The 22,072-nt window shown below is 73.7% G+C and carries 24 protein-coding genes; 16 read left to right on the top strand and 8 right to left on the bottom strand.

Annotated elements, in window-relative coordinates; translation table 11 throughout:
- Positions 1 to 14 precede the first annotated feature (14 nt).
- Together QP089_RS44765 and QP089_RS44760 are read right to left on the bottom strand one after the other, a co-directional pair.
- On the bottom strand, positions 15 to 692 hold the full coding sequence (locus tag QP089_RS44765; protein ID WP_285920679.1) for a response regulator: 678 nt from the start codon (positions 690 to 692) through the stop codon (positions 15 to 17).
- Positions 693 to 714: 22 nt separating this feature from the next.
- Entirely contained in the window at positions 715 to 1,962 is a 1,248-nt protein-coding gene (locus tag QP089_RS44760; RefSeq protein WP_285920678.1) for a sensor histidine kinase, read from the bottom strand.
- Positions 1,963 to 2,118: 156 nt separating this feature from the next.
- Between QP089_RS44760 and QP089_RS48985 the strand changes: the two genes are divergently transcribed.
- The 4 genes from QP089_RS48985 to thrS all read left to right on the top strand — a co-directional run bounded on the left by QP089_RS48985 (position 2,119) and on the right by thrS (position 6,735).
- Positions 2,119 to 2,205: a putative leader peptide gene (locus tag QP089_RS48985; RefSeq protein WP_353070727.1), complete on the top strand. Its 87-nt coding sequence runs from the start codon at positions 2,119 to 2,121 to the stop codon at positions 2,203 to 2,205.
- A 71-nt stretch (positions 2,206 to 2,276) separates the two neighbouring features.
- The gene (locus QP089_RS44755; protein ID WP_285920677.1) at positions 2,277 to 2,801 is read left to right on the top strand and encodes a cysteine dioxygenase; all 525 of its coding nucleotides are present in this window, start codon (positions 2,277 to 2,279) and stop codon (positions 2,799 to 2,801) included.
- A gap of 169 nt (positions 2,802 to 2,970) precedes the next feature.
- Positions 2,971 to 4,446: a sugar porter family MFS transporter gene (locus tag QP089_RS44750; RefSeq protein ID WP_285920676.1), complete on the top strand. Its 1,476-nt coding sequence runs from the start codon at positions 2,971 to 2,973 to the stop codon at positions 4,444 to 4,446.
- A gap of 303 nt (positions 4,447 to 4,749) precedes the next feature.
- Positions 4,750 to 6,735 (top strand): threonine--tRNA ligase, encoded by a 1,986-nt coding sequence (gene thrS / locus QP089_RS44745; RefSeq protein WP_285920675.1) that lies wholly within the window; start codon positions 4,750 to 4,752, stop codon positions 6,733 to 6,735.
- A 55-nt stretch (positions 6,736 to 6,790) separates the two neighbouring features.
- Here the strand turns inward: thrS and QP089_RS44740 are convergent, their stop codons facing one another.
- Entirely contained in the window at positions 6,791 to 7,087 is a 297-nt protein-coding gene (locus QP089_RS44740; RefSeq protein ID WP_285920674.1) for a hypothetical protein, read from the bottom strand.
- Positions 7,088 to 7,315: 228 nt separating this feature from the next.
- Between QP089_RS44740 and QP089_RS44735 the strand changes: the two genes are divergently transcribed.
- Both QP089_RS44735 and QP089_RS44730 read left to right on the top strand, forming a co-directional pair.
- A complete protein-coding gene (locus QP089_RS44735; protein WP_285920673.1) occupies positions 7,316 to 7,531 on the top strand; it encodes a hypothetical protein in 216 nt (71 codons plus the stop codon).
- Between the two features lie 115 nt (positions 7,532 to 7,646).
- Positions 7,647 to 8,261 carry a hypothetical protein gene (locus QP089_RS44730; protein WP_285920672.1) on the top strand — a complete coding sequence of 205 codons (615 nt, stop codon included), beginning with the start codon at positions 7,647 to 7,649 and terminating at the stop codon, positions 8,259 to 8,261.
- A 35-nt stretch (positions 8,262 to 8,296) separates the two neighbouring features.
- Here QP089_RS44730 and QP089_RS44725 read toward each other — a convergent pair whose 3' ends face one another.
- On the bottom strand, positions 8,297 to 8,863 hold the full coding sequence (locus QP089_RS44725) for an Asp23/Gls24 family envelope stress response protein (RefSeq protein WP_285920671.1): 567 nt from the start codon (positions 8,861 to 8,863) through the stop codon (positions 8,297 to 8,299).
- 258 nt (positions 8,864 to 9,121) lie between these two features.
- Here QP089_RS44725 and QP089_RS44720 point away from each other — a divergent pair, with 258 nt between their 5' ends.
- Both QP089_RS44720 and QP089_RS44715 read left to right on the top strand, forming a co-directional pair.
- Positions 9,122 to 9,661: an HIT family protein gene (locus QP089_RS44720; protein ID WP_285920718.1), complete on the top strand. Its 540-nt coding sequence runs from the start codon at positions 9,122 to 9,124 to the stop codon at positions 9,659 to 9,661.
- Positions 9,662 to 9,709: 48 nt separating this feature from the next.
- Entirely contained in the window at positions 9,710 to 10,111 is a 402-nt protein-coding gene (locus tag QP089_RS44715; protein WP_285920670.1) for a thiol-disulfide oxidoreductase DCC family protein, read from the top strand.
- Positions 10,112 to 10,124: 13 nt separating this feature from the next.
- Here QP089_RS44715 and QP089_RS44710 read toward each other — a convergent pair whose 3' ends face one another.
- The 4 genes from QP089_RS44710 to QP089_RS44695 all read right to left on the bottom strand — a co-directional run bounded on the left by QP089_RS44710 (position 10,125) and on the right by QP089_RS44695 (position 14,685).
- The gene (locus QP089_RS44710; RefSeq protein WP_285920669.1) at positions 10,125 to 11,069 is read right to left on the bottom strand and encodes a hypothetical protein; all 945 of its coding nucleotides are present in this window, start codon (positions 11,067 to 11,069) and stop codon (positions 10,125 to 10,127) included.
- Entirely contained in the window at positions 11,066 to 11,521 is a 456-nt protein-coding gene (locus QP089_RS44705; protein ID WP_285920668.1) for a hypothetical protein, read from the bottom strand. The genes QP089_RS44710 and QP089_RS44705 overlap by 4 nt, the downstream gene beginning before the upstream one ends.
- Before the next feature lie 9 nt (positions 11,522 to 11,530).
- The gene (locus QP089_RS44700) at positions 11,531 to 12,337 is read right to left on the bottom strand and encodes a polysaccharide deacetylase family protein (protein ID WP_285920667.1); all 807 of its coding nucleotides are present in this window, start codon (positions 12,335 to 12,337) and stop codon (positions 11,531 to 11,533) included.
- 179 nt (positions 12,338 to 12,516) lie between these two features.
- The gene (locus QP089_RS44695) at positions 12,517 to 14,685 is read right to left on the bottom strand and encodes an elongation factor G-like protein EF-G2 (RefSeq protein ID WP_285920666.1); all 2,169 of its coding nucleotides are present in this window, start codon (positions 14,683 to 14,685) and stop codon (positions 12,517 to 12,519) included.
- Between the two features lie 346 nt (positions 14,686 to 15,031).
- On the opposite strand from QP089_RS44695, the gene pgsA reads away from it, so the two are divergent.
- The 8 genes from pgsA to pdxT all read left to right on the top strand — a co-directional run bounded on the left by pgsA (position 15,032) and on the right by pdxT (position 22,068).
- Entirely contained in the window at positions 15,032 to 15,739 is a 708-nt protein-coding gene (pgsA, locus tag QP089_RS44690) for a phosphatidylinositol phosphate synthase (RefSeq protein ID WP_285920665.1), read from the top strand.
- A complete protein-coding gene (locus QP089_RS44685; RefSeq protein ID WP_285920664.1) occupies positions 15,736 to 16,668 on the top strand; it encodes a phosphatidylinositol mannoside acyltransferase in 933 nt (310 codons plus the stop codon). The genes pgsA and QP089_RS44685 overlap by 4 nt, the downstream gene beginning before the upstream one ends.
- Positions 16,665 to 17,819, top strand: coding sequence for a glycosyltransferase family 4 protein (locus QP089_RS44680; RefSeq protein ID WP_285920663.1), 1,155 nt, complete (start codon positions 16,665 to 16,667; stop codon positions 17,817 to 17,819). The genes QP089_RS44685 and QP089_RS44680 overlap by 4 nt, the downstream gene beginning before the upstream one ends.
- Positions 17,820 to 17,829: 10 nt before the next feature.
- Positions 17,830 to 18,369 carry a LemA family protein gene (locus QP089_RS44675; protein ID WP_285920662.1) on the top strand — a complete coding sequence of 180 codons (540 nt, stop codon included), beginning with the start codon at positions 17,830 to 17,832 and terminating at the stop codon, positions 18,367 to 18,369.
- 130 nt (positions 18,370 to 18,499) lie between these two features.
- On the top strand, positions 18,500 to 19,531 hold the full coding sequence (locus QP089_RS44670) for a DUF3048 domain-containing protein (protein WP_285920661.1): 1,032 nt from the start codon (positions 18,500 to 18,502) through the stop codon (positions 19,529 to 19,531).
- 121 nt (positions 19,532 to 19,652) lie between these two features.
- Positions 19,653 to 20,573, top strand: coding sequence for a pyridoxal 5'-phosphate synthase lyase subunit PdxS (gene pdxS / locus QP089_RS44665; RefSeq protein WP_446474143.1), 921 nt, complete (start codon positions 19,653 to 19,655; stop codon positions 20,571 to 20,573).
- 146 nt (positions 20,574 to 20,719) lie between these two features.
- A complete protein-coding gene (locus tag QP089_RS44660; protein ID WP_285920659.1) occupies positions 20,720 to 21,334 on the top strand; it encodes a DUF6928 family protein in 615 nt (204 codons plus the stop codon).
- A gap of 110 nt (positions 21,335 to 21,444) precedes the next feature.
- Positions 21,445 to 22,068: a pyridoxal 5'-phosphate synthase glutaminase subunit PdxT gene (gene pdxT / locus QP089_RS44655; RefSeq protein WP_285920658.1), complete on the top strand. Its 624-nt coding sequence runs from the start codon at positions 21,445 to 21,447 to the stop codon at positions 22,066 to 22,068.
- The last annotated feature ends 4 nt before the right edge of the window (positions 22,069 to 22,072 follow it).

Below are 22,072 nucleotides of genomic sequence, written 5' to 3'. Positions count from 1 at the left end.
CCCGGCCGGCCGGGCTAGCCGACCAGGCCGTTCTCGTAGGCGAACACGACCGCCTGGGTGCGGTCGCGCAGCCCGAGCTTGGTCAGCACGTGCCCGACGTGCGTCTTGATCGTCTGCTCGGCGAGCACCAGCTCGGCGGCGATCTCGGCGTTGGACAGGCCCCGCGCGATGAGCCGCAGCACGTCCATCTCGCGCGGGGTCAGCCCCGCCGTCGCCGTCGGGCTCGGCCGCTGGTGGCGGCGCCGGCGCGCGAAGTCGCCGATCAGCCGGCGGGTGATGGACGGCGCGAGGAGCGCGTCGCCCCCCGCCACCACCCGCACCCCGGCGACCAGGTCGGCCGCCGAGGCGTCCTTCAGCAGGAAGCCGCTGGCCCCGGCGCCGAGCGCCTCGTAGACGTACTCGTCCAGGTCGAACGTGGTCAGCACCAGGACCTTCGGCCGCACGTCCGCCGGGTCGCCGTCCGCCCGCGCGGGCTCGCCGATCAGCTCCGCGGTCGCGGCGAGGCCGTCCATCTCCGGCATCCGGATGTCCATGACCACGACGTCGGGATCCAGCGCGCGGGCCATGTCCACGGCCTCGCGCCCGTTCCCCGCCTGCCCGATCACCTCGATCTCCGGATCGGAGGACAGCAGCGCCGCGAGCCCGTCGCGGATCATTACCTGGTCGTCGGCGATCAGCACCCGAATCGTCACGACGCCACCCTACGGCCAATGATCAGCCTCCGTAGGGCAGCTCGGCCGCGACGGCCCATCCGGCCGGGTCGCGCGGGCCGGCCGACAGCTCGCCGCCGAGCATGGTGACGCGCTCGCGCATGCCGACCAGGCCGTGCCCGCCGCCCTCCGAGGCGTCCGGGGCGCGGCGCGCGCCGTCGTCGGCGACCGTCACCGCCAGCGCCCGCGGGCCGTACCTGATCTCCACGTGGACGCGCGACCCCGGCGCGTACCGGGCGGCGTTGCTGAGCGACTCCTGGACGATCCGGTAGGCCGACAGGTCCACCCCGGCGTCCAGCGGGCGCGGCATCCCGACGACCGCGGTGGCGACCGACAGTCCGGAGTTGCGGGCCGCCGCCGCCAGCTCGTCGAGCCGGTCCAGGCCCGGGCTCGGGGCGCGCTCGGCGCCCTCGTCGTCCGAGCGCAGCAGCCCGACGACGCGGCGGGTCTCGGTGAGCGCCTCGCGGGCCGCGTCCCGCACCACGCCGAACGTCTCCCGCGCGGCGTCCGGCAGGTCCGGGATCTTGAACGGCGCGGCCTCGGCCTGCATCGCGATCACCGACATGTGGTGCGCGACGACGTCGTGCAGCTCGCGGGCGATGCGGGCGCGCTCCTCCAGCACCGCCTGCCGGGCGAGGTCCTGGCGGTGCTGCTCCTCGCGCAGGCGCAGCTCTTGCTCGGCGGAGCGGCGGCCGCCGACCGCGTCGCCGAAGGTCAGCGCGAGCGCGGTGACGCCGGCCAGGATCATGCCGAACCAGCCCGGCATGCCCAGCAGCACGGCGGGCAGCAGCACCCCCACGATCGTGACCGCGCCGACGCCGAGCGTCGTCTCCCGGTCGCAGCCGACGCCGGTGAAGAACAGGATGACCACCAGCGCCAGGATCGCGGTGACCGGCCACGGCATGAACCCGTCGCCGTGCCGGACGAACACGGTGACCAGCAGCCCGATGGCGGCGATCCGCCAGGCGGCCAGCGGCCAGCGGGCCGCGAAGACCAGCGGCGTCGCCATCAGCACGCCGAGCGGCCAGGCCGCCCCCGCGTCCACGTGGTACTGGTCGATGGAGATCGCGATGGAGCCGGCGGTGAACCCGATCGTCAGGGCGACCAGGACGGCGAGGATCGGCGCGCGCAGCAGCATCCGGCGCGGCAGCAGGGTGACGGCCGGCTCGTCGCGGCCCGGCATGACGGCCGAGGGGACCCCGGCGAGCAGCCGGGGCCGCCCCCCGGCGGCGGAGCGGTGTGGTTCGTTCATCTCGCTGCGAGCCTAGAGCGCCGCGCGCCGCGCCCGCCTGCCTCCGCGGGGGGAGATCCGGCCGCCCCCGCTGGTATCACCGCTGCCCAGCGGGCCGGACGCTCTTCCATCCTTTCCCGATTGACTTTATAGGAATTATGGGCCAACCTGAGGCAGGTGACGATCTCCATCACGCTGCACGAACGGCTGCACGTCGACCTGCGCCGCCAGGCCAGCGCGCTGTGTACCCCGACGCCCCGCTGACGCTCACCCGCCGCGGCCCATCGGCGGGAGCGCTCCAGGACGTCCGACCGCACAGCCGAGGAGAACGACAGATGACCACGACCACGACCACCAGGGCCGAGACCGGCGCGCCCGAGGCGGCCGCGCCCGCCGCCGGGGACGCGAAGGACGCCGCCGCGCCGTTCGCGCCGCCGCGGCTCGCCGAGCGGGCCCGCGCGATCGCGGCGAACCCGCAGGAATGGGTCCACCGCGTCCGGCTCGACCCGCAGGGCCGCTGGTACGAGCGGCTCCACCAGGACGCCGACCACGAGATCTGGCTGATCAGCTGGCTGCCCGGCCAGTCCACCGGCTTCCACGACCACGGCGGCTCCGCGGGGGCCTTCGCGGTCGCCCTCGGCACGCTCGAGGAGCACCGCGTCCGCGCCCGGCGCGAGGTCGGCCCGGGGCAGGCCCGCTCGTTCGGGCCCGACTACGTCCACGACGTCCGCAACACCTCCGACGCGCCCGCGGTGAGCGTGCACGTGTACTCGCCGCCGCTGTCGACCATGCGCCGCTACGACGTCGACGCGGGCGGCGAACTCGTCCGGCTCGCCGCGGAGTCGGCCGACGACTGGTGACGTGAGCCCGGCCGGCGACCTGTGACGGACGGCCCGCCGGGGAGGCGCCCCTTCCGGCGGGCCGCTCGTCCAACCGCGTTCCAGCGCACGGTCTCGCAATCGCCATCCGGAGGTGGGGCCCGGGCAACGGGGCCGCATAAGGTCCTTCCTACGGGGAAGATCCGGCTCCATGAGCACACCGGGCAGCGAACCGAGCACGACGGCGGCGGGGGAGCACCACGGCGGTCCCTCGCATTCCGCCGCGACCGCCGCTCTCCTGGCGGGCGCCGCCGCCCTCGGCGGGTTCCTGTTCGGTTACGACTCCTCGGTCATCAACGGGACGGTCGACGCGCTCAAGGACACCTTCCACCTGAGCGGCTTCGCGGTCGGGTTCGTGGTGTCGGCGGCGCTGCTCGGCTGCGCGGCCGGCGCCTGGTTCGCCGGCCCGATCGGCGACCGCATCGGCCGGGTCAAGGTGATGCTGGCCGCGTCCGCCCTGTTCGTGATCAGCTCGCTCGGCTCGGCGTTCGCCTTCAGCGCGGTGGACCTCACCGCGTGGCGGCTGGTCGGCGGCCTGGCGATCGGCGCCGCGTCCGTCATCGCTCCCGCCTACATCGCCGAGATCGCGCCCGCCGAGCTGCGCGGCCGGCTCGGCTCGCTGCAGCAGATGGCGATCGTCCTCGGCATCTTCGCTGCGCTGGTCGTCGACTACGTGATCGCGCAGGTGTCCGACGGCGGCGCGACCGGGACCTTCCCCTGGGGCGGCGGCGCCTGGCGGTGGATGTTCGCCAGCGCGGCCGTGCCCGCGGTGTTCTGGGGCGTGATCGCCACGACCATCCCCGAGTCGCCGCGCTACCTGGTGAAGAAGCACAAGATGAACGACGCGCGGCGGGTGCTCGCGCGGGTCATGGGCCGCGGCGACGTGGACGGCAAGATCAAGGACATCGTCCGGTCGATCGCCGAGGACCGCCCGGTGCACCTGCGCGACCTGCGCGGCTCGCGGCTCGGGCTGCTGCCGATCGTGTGGGTCGGCATCCTGCTGTCGGTCTTCCAGCAGTTCGTCGGCATCAACGTGATCTTCTACTACTCGTCCTCGCTGTGGCAGGCGGTCGGCTTCTCCGAGAGCAACGCGATGCTCACCTCGGTGATCAACTCCATCGTCAACGTGGCGTTCACGCTGGTCGCGATCGCGCTGGTCGACCGGGTCGGGCGGCGCCCGCTGCTGCTCGGCGGCGCGGCGGGCATGGCGCTGTCGCTCGGGACGCTGACGGTCTGCTTCTCCACCGCCCACGTCGTGGACGGCAAGCCGGAGCTGAGCGGCGCCGCCGGGCCGATCGCGCTCGTCGCCGCGAACGTCTTCGTCGCCGCCTTCGCCGCCACCTGGGGCCCGGTCGTATGGGTGATGCTCGGCGAGATGTTCAACAACTTCATCCGGGCGTCGGCGCTGGCCGTCGCCGCCGCCGCGCAGTGGCTCGCCAACTGGGTGGTCACGACGACGTTCCCCGGCATCTCCGGCTTCTCGCTCAGCTTGGCCTACGGCCTGTACACCGCGTTCTCCGTGCTGGCGTTCTTCTTCGTGATCCGGGCCGTCCCGGAGACGAAGGGACGCGAGCTGGAGGACATGGACCATCTCGAACGGCCGCGGTCACGCGCGGCCCGCGCGTGACCGCGGAAACCGTGCTGCCGCAGGGGGCGCCCTTCGGTTACGATGGGCCCATGCAGGCCGTATCGCACGCGTTCCAGACGACGACGCCGGGTCGCCCCCGGCGCCACGGCCGCATGCACTGACATCGCACGCTGTGAAGGCCCCGGGAGCGATCCCGGGGCCTTCGCCGCTTTCCGGGGTCGCCGCGGGACCTCCCACGAGGAGGACAGGAGCAGGCCGATGGAACCGGATGCGTCCGGGCGACACCCCGAGTCGATAGCATCGGAACCCGTCGATCCCAACCCACCATCACGAGGAGTACCCGTGTCCACCGTGTCTGAGCTGCGCATCACCCTCGACGGGAGCGAGCGGGCGGTGCCGGCGGGCACCACCGCGGGACAGGCACTGGACGCCGACGGCCGCACCGTGATCGCCGCCCGGGTCAACGGTGAGCTGCGCGACCTGGCCGGCGAGCTGCACGACGGCGACGCCGTCGAGCCCGTCGAGATCGGCTCCGACGACGGCCGGGCCATCATGCGGCACTCCGCCGCGCACGTCATGGCGCAGGCCGTGCAGGAGCTGTTCCCCGAGGCCAAGCTCGGCATCGGCCCGCCGGTCGAGAACGGCTTCTACTACGACTTCGACGTCGCCGAGCCGTTCACCCCCGACGACCTCAAGCGCATCGAGAAGCGGATGCGCGAGATCGTCAAGCAGGGCCAGCGGTTCTCCCGCCGCCCGGTCTCCGACGACGACGCCCGCGCCGAGCTGGCCGCCGAGCCCTACAAGCTGGAGCTCATCGGCCTCAAGGGCTCCGGCCCGGTCGAGGAAGCGGCGGACGGCGCGAACGTGGAGGTGGGCGGCGCCGAGCTGACCATCTACGACAACCTCGACGCCAAGTCCGGCGAGCTGCGCTGGAAGGACCTGTGCCGCGGCCCGCACCTGCCGTCCACCCGCGTGATCCCGGCGTTCAAGCTGATGCGGTCGGGCGGCGCGTACTGGCGCGGCAGCGAGAAGAACCCGCAGCTGCAGCGCATCTACGGCACCGCATGGGAGAGCCGCGAGAAGCAGGACGAGTACCTGAAGTTCCTGGAGGAGGCCGAGAAGCGCGACCACCGCAGGCTCGGCGCCGAACTCGACCTGTTCTCCTTCCCGCCGGAGCTCGGCAGCGGCCTGCCCATCTTCCATCCCAAGGGCGGAATCATCCGCAAGGAGATGGAGGACTACATGCGGCGGCGGCAGCAGGAGGCGGGCTACGAGTTCGTCAACACCCCGCACATCACCAAGTCGTCGCTGTTCGAGATCTCCGGCCACCTGCCCTACTACGGCGACGACATGTTCCCGCCGTTCGAGGTGGACGAGGTCGAGTACCGCGTCAAGCCGATGAACTGCCCGATGCACAACCTGATCTTCCGGGCGCGCGGGCGGTCGTACCGCGAGCTGCCGCTGCGGCTGTGCGAGTTCGGCTCGGTGTACCGGTACGAGAAGTCGGGCGTGGTGCACGGCCTCACCCGCGTGCGCGGCATGACCCAGGACGACTCGCACATCTACACCACCAAGGAGCAGATGGGCGACGAGATCAAGTCGCTGCTGTCCTTCGTGCTGAGCGTCCTGCGCGACTTCGGCCTCTCGGAGTTCTACCTGGAGCTGTCCACCCGGGACGACTCCGACAAGTTCATCGGCGACGAGGCCGACTGGGCGGAGGCGACCGAGGCGCTGCGCCAGGCCGCCGAGGAGTCCGGCCTGGACCTGGTGGACGACCCGGGCGGCGCCGCGTTCTACGGCCCGAAGATCTCCGTGCAGGCCAAAGACGCGATCGGCCGGACCTGGCAGCTGTCCACCATCCAGCTGGACTTCAACCAGCCGAAGCGGTTCGGGCTGGAGTACCAGGCGGCCGACGGCACCCGGCAGACCCCGGCGATGATCCACCGCGCGCTGTTCGGGTCGGTCGAGCGGTTCCTGGGCGTGCTGGTCGAGCACTACGCCGGCGCGATGCCGCCGTGGCTGTCGCCGGTGCAGGCGGTCGGCATCCCGATCGGCGACGCGCACGTCCCGCACCTGGAGAAGGTCGCCGCGCGGCTGCGCGAGCGCGGCGTCCGGGTGGAGGTCGACTCCTCCTCCGACCGGATGCAGAAGAAGATCCGCAACGCGCAGAAGCAGAAGATCCCCTACATGCTGCTCGCGGGCGACGACGACGTCGCCAAGGACGCGGTGTCGTTCCGCTACCGCAACGGCGAGCAGAAGAACGGCGTGCCGATCGACGAGGCCGTCGAGGAGATCGTCAAGCCCGTGGAGGCCCGCGTCCAGATCTGAACGGTGCCGCCCCCGGCCGCGCCCGCCCCCGTGCGGGCGCGGCCGAGGGGGCCCGTCAGTCCTTGGAGAGCACGCAGGGCTTGCCGGCCCGGGCGCCGACCGCCCACAGCGTCCGGGTGCCCAGGACGCGCGTGAGCCCGCTGAAGACCGCGTCGGTGTCGATCTCCGTCCGCCAGGCGCCGTCGGTGTGGTGCAGCAGGACCGAGCCGCTCGGGGCGTTCCGCCGCACTCCGACCGCCCGGACGCCGCTCGCGCCGCCGTCGGCGAGCGCCCCGGTGAACCGGACGCCGTCCGGCCCCGGTCTCCGCTGCCAGCCGGACCCGTCCCAGTGGTAGGCGCCGGCGTCGCCCACGGCCAACACGTCGTACGGTGTCCGCTGCCTGATGACGCGGACGTCCGCCGCGCCGGTGGCCTGCGGCGCCCACGTCCCGCCGGACCAGCGGTAGACGGCCGAGCCGCCGTTGGCGCGGTCGCCGTACCCGGCGGCCCACGTGCCCGCGCCGTCCGCGTCGAGCGCGTAGACGCACTTGAGCGGTGGCGCGGGGACCTCGCTCCAGGCGCCGCCGCTCAGGTGCGCGGGATGTGTCCACGGGACGTTCCGCTGGAGCGGCTGCTCGACGCGACCTCCGCGATGGTGGCGACCGGCGACTGGGACGCGCTGCGCCTCGCCCAGGTGGCGCGGGCCGCCGGAGTCATGCTGATGCGGGTCACCGTCAGCCATGTCGTCGCGCCGCTGCACGGGCCCGGCGAGGTGGCACGGGGCCTGGCGGAGCTGACCCGGCGGCTGCTGGCGTGAGCGCGGCGGCCGGTCCGGGCGGGGCCTCGGGCGGACCTGCGCATGGGGGACATGGGGGATCCGCGGAGTTGGTAGCCTCAACGGTCACGTGCCACGGACCGGGGAGAGGACCGAGATGAAGTCCACGAGGCCGCGGCGGCGGGGGCCGCGGCGGGCGCGCTCGATCTGGGGCCGGGTCGCCGGCTACGGGGGCGCCGTGCTGCTCGTGGCGGCCGCTCTCGTGGTGCTCCTCGTGCCGCTGCTCGACAACAAGCACGACGGCACCGGCACCGGTGCCACCGGCGCCACCGGGACGGCGGATCCCGGCTCGTCGCCCGCGGTGGGCCAGGGCGTCGTCCCCGGCCCGTCCGGGCAGCCCGTGACGCCGTCCAACCCCGTCCCGCAGAGCAGCGGAGGCAGCCCGTACACCGGGGGCGGCCAGGGCGGCGGCATGCAGCTCCCCGACCAGAACCAGGCCGGCGGCACCGACTGGTGCCCGCAGGGGACGGCCTTCTACCGCGCCTCCGGCGGGAACGTCGACGTGACCATCACCGTCTCCGCCAGCGGCCTCGTCCGCGTCGAGATGTCGATCAAGGGGCACGCCATGCAGACGCGGCAGAGCAGCGTCGCGGGCGGGAAGCCGCACACCTTCCGGTTCAAGAACGTCTCCGCCGGCCTCGTCCAGAAGGTGAAGGTGACGACCGTGTCGGTCGGGGTGGCCATGCAGAACTGCTACGCGCGGCCCGCCTGACGCCGGAAACCGCTTGGTATGCGGACGGGGCGGGCCTAGAGTGCGTGTCCTGCGCCCGGGCCCGTTCCCATGGGCGGGAGGGGAGCGGCCCCGCCGGCGCCCGCCTCGCCGGATCCCGCTCCCGGCGAGCGGCGGACGTCCTCGACCGACACGTTGACCGCCGCGACCCGCGCGCCCAGCATCAGCCCCGTCATCCGCGCCACCTCGGCCTGCACCGCCGCCGCCACGTCCATGATCACGTGGCCGTACTCCACCACGACGCCGACGTCGACGGTGACCGCGTCGCCCGAGCGGCGGACCCGCACCCCGGAGCCGAGCGCGCAGACGCCGCCGGCCTCCGTCGCGGCCAGCACCGCGACCTTCTCGGCGATCTCGTCACCGATCATGATCCGCCCCTCCACCGGCGGCGCGGCGGACGCGGTCGGCGCGGACCGGGCGGGCGGCGCGCCCGCGGACGAGGCCGGGGCGGACGGCCCCGGCGGGGACGCGGGCAGCGGCGGCGCCACCGGCCGGCCGGACGCCCCGGGGAAGAACGGCATCGACCCCGCCCCCGGGTGCGGTTCGGCGCCGTCCGCGGCGCGGCCCTTGTCGAGCTCGCTCATGATCGCTCCCACTGGTCGGCTGGACGACCATGGTGTCGGAGACAGCGACGATACGTCACGCAGGCCCCCGTTCGCGGGCGCGTCCGCCGCGGCCGCGGGGCAGCCCGGCTACGTGCCCGCGGGCTCCTCTCTCTATGCTGCTGGTCAGGCCGTGAACAAAAGGAGACCGCCGCCTTGACCGCAGAGCCGGAGAAGCCCGTGGACCAGCAGGGGCGCGACGAGGCGTCCGGGCCGGGCGCCGGGGAGCGCCGGCCGCGCCTGGAGGAGGAGCGGGGCGGCGCGGGCGCGCCCGACCACTTCCAGCGGCTGTGGACCCCGCACCGGATGGCCTACATCAAGGGCGAGAACAAGCCCACCGGCCCGGGCGCCGGGGAGGGCTGCCCGTTCTGCGAGATCCCGGCGATGACCGACGAGGACGGCCTCGTCGTGGCGCGCGGCCGGTCGGTGTTCACCGTCCTGAACCTCTACCCCTACAACTCCGGCCACCTCATGGTCGTCCCGTACCGGCACGTGGCCGACTACGGCGAGCTCGACGAGCCGGAGTACACCGAGCTGGCCGTCTTCACCCGCCGCTCGCTGGCCGCGCTGCGCAAGGCCAGCGGCGCGCAGGGGTTCAACGTCGGCATGAACCTCGGCCTGGTCGCCGGGGCCGGCATCGCCGCCCACCTGCACCAGCACGTGGTGCCGCGGTGGGGCGGCGACACCAACTTCATGCCGGTCGTCGGGCACACCAGGGTGCTGCCGCAGTTGCTGCGCGACACCCGGCAGATCCTCGCCGACGCCTGGCCGCAGGACTGACGGTCCCCTCGCGCACGAGCGGTCGGAGGCCACGGCATGATGGACGCCATGACGCGACGCGAGCGGCCGGTGCTGGTCTACGACGGCGACTGCGGGTTCTGCACCACCTCGGTGCGGTTCCTCGAACGCCGCGTCCCCGTGGACGCCGAGGTCATCGCGTTCCAGTTCGCCGACCTCGCCGCGCTCGGCACCACGCAGGAGCGCGCGGAGCACGAGGTGCTGTGGGTCGACCGGGCCGGGCGCGTCAGCGGCGGCGCGGAGGCCATCGGACGGCTGCTGACCGCTGCGGGCGGCGTCTGGCGCGTCCCCGGCGTCGTCATGCGGACGCCTCCGGTGAGCTGGCTGGCGCACGCCGTGTACCGGCTCGTCGCGAACAACCGGCAGCGGATGCCCGGCGGCACGGCCGCCTGCATGCTGCCCGCCGCGCAGCGGCCCGGCGCCCAGGGCTGACCGCCACCGGCCCTCAGGCCGCCTCGGGCGCGGCCGTGCCCGCCCGCGCGCCGAGGACGCGGCGCAGCCGCGCCGGCAGCCGCCCGGTCAGCTTCTCCAGCGGCAGGAACGCCGCCAGCCAGATCGCGTGCGGCAGGAAGTGGATGCTCATCAGCGCGTAGGTGACGGCGTGGAACCCCGCGAAGAACAGCACGAACAGGTACAGCGGCCGGCCGCGCAGGAACAGCAGCACCGGGGAGATCGCCTCAGCGGTGAACATGAACCACTGGCTGGCCTTCAGCACCAGCGGGTAGTCGATGAGGCTGCGGCCGAACGCCGTCCCGCGCCGGCTCAGCGCCCACTGCACGGTCGCCCCGTTCGGCCACTCGGGGAACCCGCCGATCCTCACCTTCGCCCACATGGACAGGAAGTAGGCGGCCACCACCGAGACCTGGATGCCGCGCACCGCCCACGCGGACGCCTCGCAGCCGCGCTCGTCGTCGATCCTGGCCCGTCCCACGCTCGGCAGCACGAACAGCGCCACCACGAGCGCGAGGTGGTCGTGGTCGACCTTCCCGTACGACATGCTGATCGTGACCCACCACAGGTACCCGCACGCGCAGACGTAGCCGGTCAGCCGCGGCAGGAACCGGCCCGTCGCCGCGGCGAAACCGGCCGCGAGCGTGACGGCCAGCAGGGTGTACATCGCGGCGGGCGTCGGCGCGGGCAGGTGCAGTAGCCGGCCGAGCAGCACCGGGCGGTACAGGTCGGCGGGCAGCCGGGCGTGCGCCAGCGAGCTGCCGGTCAGCAGCAGCATGTCGAACGGCAGGAACGCGTACCCGAGGATCCGCAGCCAGGCGACGCGGGCGCGCGGGACCGGCCCGAACCACCAGCGGCCCCAGAGGGTGCGGGCCGGACCGGGCTCCGGGCCGGCGGGCGCGACGGGCCGTGGCGCCTCCGGCGTCGCGGCGGCGGTCACCGCACGTCCCAGACGACGCGGTTGACGCGCCGGGTCGACACGACCTCGCCGTGCTCCAGCCTCTTGATCTCTTCCACCACGTAGATCCTGGTGAGCCGGGGGTCGCCGGGATGCAGCCGGTGCTGCCCCTCGGCGATGCCCTGCAGCAGCGACGGGCGGTGGACGATGCGGTCCATCTGCCCCTCGATCTCGGCGCGCTTCATGCCCGTCCCGACGGCGTCCCGGGACAGCTCGACGTGCCGGCCCTCGGCGGTGTCGGCCTCCAGCCAGAAGGAGCCGATCGTCCCGCCGTCGTTCTTCACCGAGAACGCGAACTGCGTCATCGGCCCGACGGGGAAGTCGTCGTTGCTCCCGTACGCGCTGGCGAGCAGCAGCGCGGCGACGAAGGCGGCGCCCGCGAGCGACCGCCAGAGCCGTGCGCGGGCGCTCAGGCGGAGGACGGGAACGTTCACCGGGCAAGCCTAGAGCGCGGCCCGTCGCAGCTGCGACACGGTGACGAAGTCGAAACCCCGGCCGCGCAGCCCGCGGATCATCGCGGGGAGCCGCTCGATCGCGGTCTCGCGGCTGGCGGCGCCGACGTCGTGGGCGAGGACGATGGTGCCGGGGCGCGCGTTGTCGACGACGGCGGCGACCATCTCGTCCGGCTCGCGGCCGAGCGCCCTGTCCTGCACCAGCAGCGACCACAGCACGAGGTCGTAGCCGTGCTGGGCGGCGACGTGCAGGGTGGTGCCGCCGAGCCGGCCCCACGGCGGCCGCAGCAGCGTCGCGGTCCGCCCGGTGACCTCCTTGATCGCCTCGTGCGTGCGGTGGATGGAGCGGTAGGCGTGCGCCAGGCTCAGCTTCGACAGGTCGTCGTGCCTCCAGGTGTGGTTGCCGATCTCGTGCCGGCCGAGCCGTCCCTCGACGAGATGGGCGTTGCGGACCAGGCGGCTGCCCACCACGAAGAACGTCGCCGGCGCCTTGGCCTCGTCCAGGGCGTCCAGGGCGTGCGGCGTCCAGCGCTCCATCGGCCCGTCGTCGAAGGTGAGCGCGACCAGCCGGCGGCGGGTGTTGACCGCCCACACCACGTCGACCTGCCGGTCGGGCGGCTGCCAGGAGTCGACGGACGCGGCGGACGCGGGGATCGGCGGGTCCTCCTTCCGCCAGGCCTGCTCGGTGGCGAACCCGCCGCCGGCCGCGAGCAGCCCGCCGGCCGCGAGGCCGAGGCCCCGCATCACGTTGCGGCGCCCGGGCCGGGCGCGCCGCCGATCTTCCCCCGTGTCGCTCATAGCGCAGTAAGAGTTTCACGACGGGAACGCGCCGCCATCGCCCGAGATGCCGAAATCGGAGTCACCCTCAGGGATGAGTCCGCGGCGCCAGCTGGACGACTCCGGAAGGATCATCCGGGATGTCCGGGGAGGTCCAAAGGCGGAGACGGGCCGCACGGGACCCGCCCCCGCCCGCCGCGCTAGTCGTGCACCGCCTCGGCCGCGGCGACCTTGTCCGCCAGGTGCGAGGGGAGCGGCTCGTACCGCAGGAACGTCCGGTCGAACGTGCCGGTGCCCTGCGACATCGACCGCAGGTCGATCGCGTACCGGACGATCTCCAGCTGCGGCACCTCCGCCTTGATCATCGTGCGGCCTCCCGGCACCGCCTGCGTGCCCAGCACCCGGCCGCGCCGCGAGGTGAGGTCGGACATGACCGGGCCCACGTAGTCGTCGGCGATCAGCACGGCGACCTCGTCCACCGGCTCCAGCAGCAGCACCGGGACCCGGGCGGCGGCGTCCTTCAGCGCGAGCGCGCCGGCGGCCTGGAAGGCCATGTCGGAGGAGTCCACCGAGTGCGCCTTGCCGTCGTACAGCGTGACCCTGATGTCGACCAGCGGGTACCCGGCGGACACGCCGCGCTCCATCTGCTGCCGGACGCCCTTCTCGACCGACGGGATGAACTGCCGCGGCACCACCCCGCCGACGATCTTGTCCACGAACTCGAAGCCCCCGCCCGACGGCAGCGGCTCCACCTCGACGTGGCAGATGCCGTACTGGCCGTGGCCGCCGCTCTGCTTCACGTGCCGGCCGAGGCCCTTGGCGGACCCGCCGAACGTCTCGCGCAGCGGCACCCGCAGCTCGACCCGCTCCACCTCGACGCCGTACCGGCCGCTGAGCCGGTCGATCAGCACGTCGGCGTGCGCCTCGCCCATGCACCACAGCACCAGCTGCCGGGTCTCGGCGTTGTTCTCCAGCCGCAGCGTCGGGTCCTCGGCCACCAGCCGGCCGAGGGCCTGGCTGAGCTTGTCCTCGTCGGCCTTGGACCTGGCCCGGATCGCCACCGGCAGCAGCGGGTCCGGCATCGTCCACGGCGCCATCACCACCGGCGCCGACGGGTCGGACAGCGTGTCGCCGGTCTCGGCGCGCGCCAGCTTCGCGACCGCGCAGATGTCCCCGGCGCCGCAGGAGGTGACGGTCCGCTGCGCCTTGCCGAGCGGGGAGGTGAGCGCGCCCACCCGCTCGTCGACGTCGTGGTCCTCGTGCCCGCGCTCGGCCATGCCGTGCCCGGACACGTGGACGGTCGTGTCGGGGCGCAGCGTCCCGGAGAACACCCGCACCAGCGAGATCCGCCCGACGTACGGGTCGGAGGTGGTCTTGACCACCTCGGCGACCAGCGGCCCGTCGGGGTCGCAGCCGATCCGCCTCGGCGGCCCGCCGTCGACGGGCGTGACCGCCGGGATGCCGTGCTCCAGGGGCGAGGGGAACGCCTGGGTGATGACCTCCAGCAGCTCCAGCATGCCGACCACCGGGCCGGGATGGTCGCCGTGCGGCACCGACGTGGCGAGCACCGGGTAGAAGCTGCCGCGCGCCACCGCGGTCTCCAGGTCCTCGATGAGCGCCTTGACGTCGATCTCCTCACCGGACAGGTACCGGTCCATGAGGGTCTCGTCCTCGCTCTCCTGGATGATCCCCTCGATCAGCGAGGCGCGCTGCTCGGAGATCTGCTCCAGGTACCGCGGGTCGGGCGCGCACTCGGTGCGCTCGCCGGAGGAGTAGTCCAGGCAGCGCTGGGTGAGCAGCCCGACCAGGCCCTTCAGGCCGTCGTCGCCCGACGCCGGGAAGTACAGCGGCAGGACGCCCTCGCCGAAGGCGTCCTGGCAGCTCAGCACGACGTCGTCGAAGTCGCCGCGCTGCTGGTCGATCTTGGTGATGACGACCGCGCGGGGCATCCCGACCGCGGCGCACTCCTCCCAGATCATCCGGGTCAGGCCGTCGATGCCGTCCACCGCCGAGATCACGAACAGGGCCGCGTCGGCGGCGCGCAGCCCGGCCCGCAGGTCGCCGACGAAGTCGGCGTAGCCGGGGGTGTCGACGAGGTTGACCTTGATGTCGCCGTGCTGGAGCGGGGCGAGCGCGAGGTTGACCGAGCGCTGCTGGCGGACCTCGATCTCCTCGAAGTCGCTGACCGTGGTGCCCTCCTCGACCCGGCCAGGCCGCTGCAGCGCGCCCGCGGCGCTCAGCAGCGCCTCCACGAGCGTGGTCTTGCCCGCCCCCGAGTGGCCGACCAGCGCGACGTTGCGCACCCTGTCGCACCCGCCGGCCTCCGGTGCCCTGCCGGGGGCTCCCGGGTGTCCTCCCTTGTCCGCCATGGCTACCTCCTCGGACGGGCCTCCCGGCGGGGGCCCGCGTGCGGCTGGGGCCCGGCCCGGAGGGCCCGGCCCTGACGTCCGAGTGCGGCGTCCGACCTCGTCCAACGCGCGTGACCGACGTCACACCCGTGTCAATACCCTTTCCCGTGTCGGGCGGGATCACAAGGGGTGAACGGCAAACAACCCGCTCGCGTCCGCCGCGCGGGGCCGCGGGCCGCCGCGGACCGCCACTGTCCCCGGGCCGACCGCACCGGACCGGCGACCGCACTACGATTGGGCCCGCCAACGGCGGCCCCCTGGCCGGTCCCCGCGGCGCTTCCATCCGGCAGCAGGAGAACGGACGGCGATGCTCAACAGAATCAGGCCCGCGCTGGGGCGCGTCCTGACGCCCATCGGACGGACGGTCGCGCGGACCGGGGTGTCGCCCAACGCCATCACCGTCATCGGCACCGCCGGCGTCGCCGCCGGCGCCCTGGTGCTCTTCCCGCGCGGGGAGTTCTTCTGGGGCACCCTGGTGATCACCGCGTTCGTGCTGTTCGACATGCTGGACGGCGCGGTCGCCCGGGTCACCGGCAAGATCTCCAAGTTCGGCGCGTTCCTGGACTCCACGCTCGACCGCGTCGCGGATGCGGCGATCTTCTCGGGGCTGATGATCGGGCTGTACCGGGACGGGCAGCACGTCCTGGCCGGCGTCGCGCTGTTCTGCCTGGTCGCCGGGGTCGTGGTGTCGTACGCCAAGGCCCGCGCCGAGGGCCTCGGGTACACCTGCAACGTGGGCATCGCCGAGCGCTCCGAGCGCCTGCTGATCGCACTGGTGGCCGCGGGGCTCGACGGCCTCGGCGTCCCCTACGTCCTGGCGATCGCCCTGTGGGTGCTGGCGGTCCTCAGCACGGTCACGGTGGGGCAGCGGTTCGCCACGGTCTACGCCCAGGCCAAGGCCGCCCCCGCGCCGGAGGCCGCCGGGCCTGCGACGTCCGGGGAGTCCGGGAACTCCGAGGACGAGGAGAACGGCGAGAAGGCGCACGCGAAGGCCGGGCCGGGCCCGCGCCGATGACCCCCTCCGCGCCGGCGGCGCTCCGCGACGAGGTGATGGACGCCGCCTACGCGCTGGGCTGGACGATCGTCCGCAAGATGCCCGAGGGCGCCGCCCGGCTCGCGTTCACCGCGGTCGCCGACCGCGCCTGGCAGGCCCACGGGTCCGGCGTCCGGCAGCTGGAGCGCAACCTGTGCCGCGTCCTCGGCAAGGACGCCGTCGACGACGAGGTCCGCGTCCTCAGCAAGCGGGTGCTGCGCCGCTACGCCCGCTACTGGCTGGAGGTGTTCCGGCTGCCCGAGTACGACCGGGCGCGGATCCTCGGCCGGATGCGGGTCACCGGCGAGAAGAAGATCTTCGCCAACCTCGACGCGGGCCGGGGAGTGGTCCTCGCGCTGCCGCATATGGGCAACTACGAGCACGCCGGCGCCTGGCTCGCCGCCTGCGGTTACCCGTTCACGACCGTCGCCGAGCGCCTGAGGCCCGAGTCGCTGTTCGACCGGTTCGTGGCGTTCCGGGAGAGCCTCGGCATGGAGGTCCTCGCGCACACCGGCGCCTCGGCCTTCGGCCGGATGGCGCAGCGGCTGCGCGCGGGCCGGCCCGTCTGCCTGGTCGTCGACCGCGACCTCACCGCGAGCGGCGTCGACGTGGAGTTCTTCGGCGCCACCGCCCGGATGCCCGCCGTCTCCGCCGCGTTGGCGCTCCAGACCGGCGCCGCCCTCATTCCCGTGACACTCTGGTACGAGGGGAAGTACTGGGCGGCCCGCGTCCACGAGGAGATCCCGGTCCCGGACGGGGGCGCCAGGCGGGAGAAGATCCGGACCATGACGCAGGAGACCGCGCGGGTCTTCGAGGCGGGCATCGCCGCCCACCCGGAGGACTGGCACATGCTGCAGAAGGTCTGGGTGGACGACCTCGATCCGGCCGCGCCGGGAGAGGCGCCGCGGTGAACGTCGGCATCGTCTGCCCCTACACCTGGAACGTCCCCGGCGGCGTCCAGCAGCACATCCGCGACCTCGCCGAGGCGCTGATCGAGCTGGGCCACCGGGTGTCGGTGATCACTCCGGCCGACGACGACGCCGTGCTGCCGCCCTACGCCGTCTCGACCGGGCGCGCCGTCCCCGTCCCCTACAACGGGTCGGTGGCGCGGATGGCGTTCGGGTTCCTGTCCTCGGCGCGCGTCCGCCGCTGGATCAACGAGGGCCGGTTCGACGTGCTGCACGTCCACGAGCCCGCCGCGCCGTCGCTCGGCCTGCTGGCGTGCTGGGCGGCCGACGGCCCGATCGTCGGCACCTTCCACGCCTCCTACGAGCGGTCCCGCGCGCTGTCGGTGACCGCGCCGATCCTGCGCAGCGCCCTGGAGAAGATCAACGGCCGGATCGCGGTGTCGGAGGCGGCCCGCACCAGCCTGGTCGAGCACCTCGGCGGCGACGCCGTGCTGATCCCCAACGGGGTCGCCACCGAGCGGTACGCGATGGCCGACCCGCTGCCCGGCTGGCCGGGCCGCGGCGACGGGCCGGGCGGCACCGAGGCGCTGGGCTTCCTCGGCCGGATGGACGAGCCGCGCAAGGGCCTGCCGGTGCTGCTGCGCGCCTTCGAGATCCTCGGCCGCCGCCGCCCCGGGCTGCGGCTGCTGCTCGCCGGGCCCGGCGACGCCGACGACGTGGCCGCCCGCGTCTCCCCGGAGCTGCGCGACCGGGTGGCCGTGCTCGGCATGGTGAGCGAGGAGGACAAGATCCGCGCCTACCACTCGGTGGAGGTGTTCGTCGCGCCCAACCTCGGCGGCGAGAGCTTCGGCATCGTGCTCGCCGAGGCGATGTCGGCGGGCGCCCCCATCCTCGCCAGCGACATCGAGGCGTTCGACCGGGTGCTGCTCGGCGGCCGCGCCGGCGCGCTGTTCCCGGCCGGCGACCACGAGGCCCTCGCCGCCGCGGCCGAGACGCTGCTGGACGACCCGGCCCGGCGCAAGCAGCTGTCCGCGGAGGCCCGCGCCGCCGTCCGCGCCTACGACTGGTCGTCGGTGGCCCGGGACGTGCTGCGGGTCTACGAGACGGTCGCCTACGCCGGCACCGGCGTCGTCGAGTCCGGCTCCGGGGCCTGAGGGGACCCCGGTGCACTACCACTGGATCATCGACGTCCTGTTCTGGATCGCCGTCGTGTTCCTCGTCGGGGTGTACGTGTCGTGGCGCGCCACCCGGCTGGACCGGCTGCACGTCCGCGTCGAGACCGCCCGCGCCGCGCTGGACGCCGCGCTGGTCCGGCGGGCCGCCGCCGCGCTGGAGCTCGCGGCGTCCCGGCTGCTGGACCCGGCCGCGAGCCTCGTGCTGGCCACCGCCGCGCACGAGGCCCGCACCGCCGGCGCCGACGGCCGCGAGTTCGCCGAGAGCGATCTGTCGCGCGCGCTGCGGGCCGTGGCCGACCAGCCCGACTTCGCCGGCACGGTCGCGGGGAAGGGGGGCGACGGCACCGACGTCCTGGAGGAGCTGTCCTCCTCGGCCGCGAAGGTCGCCTACGCCCGCCGCTTCTACAACGACGCCGTCGCCCAGGCGCGTGCCGCGCGCCGCAAGCCGCTCATCCGGGTGCTGCCGCTGGCGGGACGGGCGGCCCTGCCCGACTTCTTCGAGATCGACGACGACCCGCCCCGGTGGTGACCGCCGCCCGGATCCGCCCCGCGTGCCGGGGCCGATCGAGCGGATCGGGGGCGCCCGCGCGTACAGCCGACCGGGCGAACGCATCAGGTCCGTTCGCTACCCTCGGGCAGATCGCCGCAAAGGGAGGGTTATGCGACACGCGTGGCACAGGACGGCACGGGGGCGGGCGGCCGCGGGGCTCGGCGCCGTCGTGCTCGGCTCGGCCCTCGCGGCCTGCTCGGACTCGCACGGACCGGGCACCGCGGCGCCGCCGAGCGCGCACGGCGGCACGGCGTCCGGGACGCCCGCGCCGACGACGCACCCGTTCACCGGCGGCACCAAGGGGCTCACCAACCCCGTCCTCGCGGTGAAGATCGAGAACACGAAGCCCGCGCTGCCGCAGGCGGGCGTGTCGGCCGCCGACATCGTCTACGTCGAGCAGGTCGAGGGCGGCGAGACCCGGCTGATGGCGGTGTACTCCTCGACGCTGCCCAAGCGCGTCGGGCCGGTCCGCAGCGCCCGCATCTCCGACCTGCACATCCTGCCGCAGTTCGGGCACCCCGCCTTCGCGTTCTCCGGCGTCCAGAGCAAGATGAAGAAGTACATCCGCAAGGCGCCGGTGTACGACATCTCCCAGGAGAACGCCGGTTCCGCCTACTCCCGCTCCGGCGCGAGGCAGATCCCCTACAACCTCTACGGCGACCCGAAGGCCCTGCTCAAGAAGGCCCCCAAGGCGTCCGCGCCCCGCGACATCGGCTTCCGGTTCGGCGCGGCGCCCGACGGCGGCAGGCCGACGAAGTCGTTCACCGCGAAATGGCCCGCCGCGACCATGGGGTTCGCCTGGTCGGCCAAGGAGAAGCGCTGGCTCGCCAGCTGGGGCGGCAGGCCCGACACCGCGGCCGAAGGCGGCCGCCTCGGCGGCGCCACGATCGTCGTCCAGTACGCGAAGACGACCCGCTCGAAGTTCCACGACTTCCTCGGCAGCTACACCCCGCTGATCCAGACGACCGGCACCGGCCGCGCCACCGTGCTGCGCGACGGCAAGGCCTACGACGCCAAGTGGTCGCGGCCGTCCGAGACCGCCGGGACGACCTACACCACCGCCGGCGGCAAGCCGATGACGTTCGCCCGCGGGCAGGTGTGGGTGGTCCTGCTGAACGACGGCAAGCCCCACATTCCATAGCGCCGCGCGCGGCCGGTCAACGGCCAATTCGCGCCCATTGGCCTGCCCCCGCGGGGCCGTCGAAACGGCCCCCAAGCAGGCAATACCATGGAAGACGACCTGTCGTCCGCGCACGTGAGGAATGCCCGTGTCCACTTTGAATTCCGCCCCGGAGAACGCGCCCGAGACCGGGACCGCCCGCGTCAAGCGCGGCATGGCGGAGATGCTCAAGGGCGGCGTGATCATGGACGTCGTCACCCCCGAGCAGGCGAAGATCGCCGAGGACGCCGGCGCGGTCGCGGTGATGGCCCTGGAGCGGGTGCCCGCCGACATCCGCGCCGAGGGCGGCATCTCCCGGATGAGCGACCCCGACATGATCGACGGCATCATCGGCGCTGTCTCCATCCCCGTCATGGCCAAGGCCCGCATCGGCCACTTCGTCGAGGCGCAGGTGCTGCAGGCCCTCGGCGTCGACTACGTCGACGAGTCCGAGGTGCTCACCCCGGCCGACTACGAGAACCACATCGACAAGTGGGCGTTCACCGTCCCGTTCGTGTGCGGCGCCACCAACCTCGGCGAGGCGCTGCGCCGCATCACCGAGGGCGCGGCGATGATCCGCTCCAAGGGCGAGGCCGGCACCGGCGACGTCTCCAACGCCACCACGCACATGCGGCAGATCCGGCAGGAGATCCGCCGGCTGCAGAACCTGGCGGAGGACGAGCTGTACGTCGCCGCCAAGGAGCTCCGGGCCCCCTACGAGCTCGTCAAGGAGGTCGCCCAGGCCGGCAAGCTGCCCGTGGTGCTGTTCACCGCCGGCGGCATCGCCACCCCGGCGGACGCCGCGATGATGATGCAGCTCGGCGCCGAGGGCGTGTTCGTCGGCTCCGGCATCTTCAAGTCCGGCAACCCCGCCCAGCGCGCCGAGGCGATCGTCAAGGCCACCACCTTCCACGACGACCCCGGCGTCATCGCCAAGGTGTCCCGCGGCCTCGGCGACGCCATGGTCGGCATCAACGTCGCCTCCCTCGGCGAGGACCAGAAGTTCGCCCACCGCGGCTGGTGACCCGTCCCGCCGGCCGGGTCCCCCTCCCCGGCGCGCTGCCGGAGGGATTACGCTGGCGGCGCGGCCGGTGAGGGGCCGGGTCGCCGGGGCGGGCCCCCCGGAGACCGGGCGCCCCTGCGCGGTGCCCGGCCGCGGGAGGGGAGAGCATGGCTTGGTCCATCGCGCTGGCGTGCGCGAGCGCGGGTGAACCCACCGAGGTGTTCCGGCCGGGCCTGGTACCCGACCCGGGCGCGGCCGCGCGGATCGCGCGCGGCCTCTACCCGGCGGCCACCCTCACCGAGACCGGCGACACGGTCCTGGACTTCGCGCTCTGGCCGTACGAGGACGAGCTGTTCGTCGGCGCGTTCGAACGGGCGCTGCTGCTGTGCGACCGGCGGCTGTTCTGCCTGGACGACGACGCCCGCCGGATCGCCGACACCGCGGCCGCCGCGCTGCCCGGCGCGTCCTGCGGGGTGCTGGTCCTGCACACGGTCATCCGCGGCTGCTGGTTCCGCTGGTACACCGCCGGCGAGCTGCTCCGCGACGTGTTCGTCACCGCCGAGGACGGCGTCGTCGTCGACCAGGGCGAGCGGCTGCCCGCGGAGCGGCCGTTCTGGGCGGCCATCGACGCCGGCGCCCCGGACGTCCCGCTGCCCTTCGACCCCGAGGAGTTCGGGCTCGCGCTCGCCGCGGCGCACATGTTCGGCCGCGGCATCGCCGACCGCGGCAGGGACGGCTTCCTCCCCTTGGAACTCCCGCTCCGCCGCTTCAAGCACGCGTAGTTCCCGCAAGCCCGGCCCGGGGAAGATCCGCCACGCCCTGCCGCGTTGTAAGGAACGTCCAGGGTTTCGGCCATACCCGCGTCCGCGCGACCCCCGAGAGGTTCACCCACGTGACTGCTGCCGTACCGACGATCGGCGTCCTCGCCCTCCAGGGCGACGTGCGCGAGCACGCCCGCGCCCTCGAGTTGGCGGGCGCGCGCACCCTGAACGTGCGGCGCGCCGAGGAGCTCGACCGGATCGACGGGCTCGTCCTGCCGGGCGGGGAGTCCACCACCATGTGGCGGCTGGCGCGCGCGTTCGAGCTGCTGGAGCCGCTGCGCAAGCGGATCGAGGCGGGCATGCCCGCCTACGGCTCCTGCGCAGGCATGATCATGCTGGCCGACCGGATCCGGGACGGCGCGGCGGGCCAGGAGACCGTCGGCGGCATCGACATGACCGTGCGGCGCAACGCGTTCGGCCGGCAGGTCGACTCCTTCGAGTCCGACGTCCCGCTGACCGGTATGGGGGACACGCCGTACCACGCCGTTTTCATCCGCGCGCCCTGGGTGGAGTCCGTCGGCGACGCCGTCGAGGTCATCGGACGCGCCGAGAGCGGGCCGAACGCCGGTAGGATCGTCGCCGTCCGCCAGGGCCGTCTGATGGCGACCGCCTTCCACCCGGAGCTGACGGGCGACTTCCGCGTGCACCACTACTTCGCCGATCTGGTGCGCCGGGCGATGCGCAAGGAGGATTGACTGA

The organism is Actinomadura opuntiae, from assembly GCF_030283205.1.
GTDB lineage: Bacteria > Actinomycetota > Actinomycetes > Streptosporangiales > Streptosporangiaceae > Spirillospora.
Note: the sequence above shows the minus strand (reverse complement) of the source record. Positions and strands in the feature narration are given on the sequence as shown.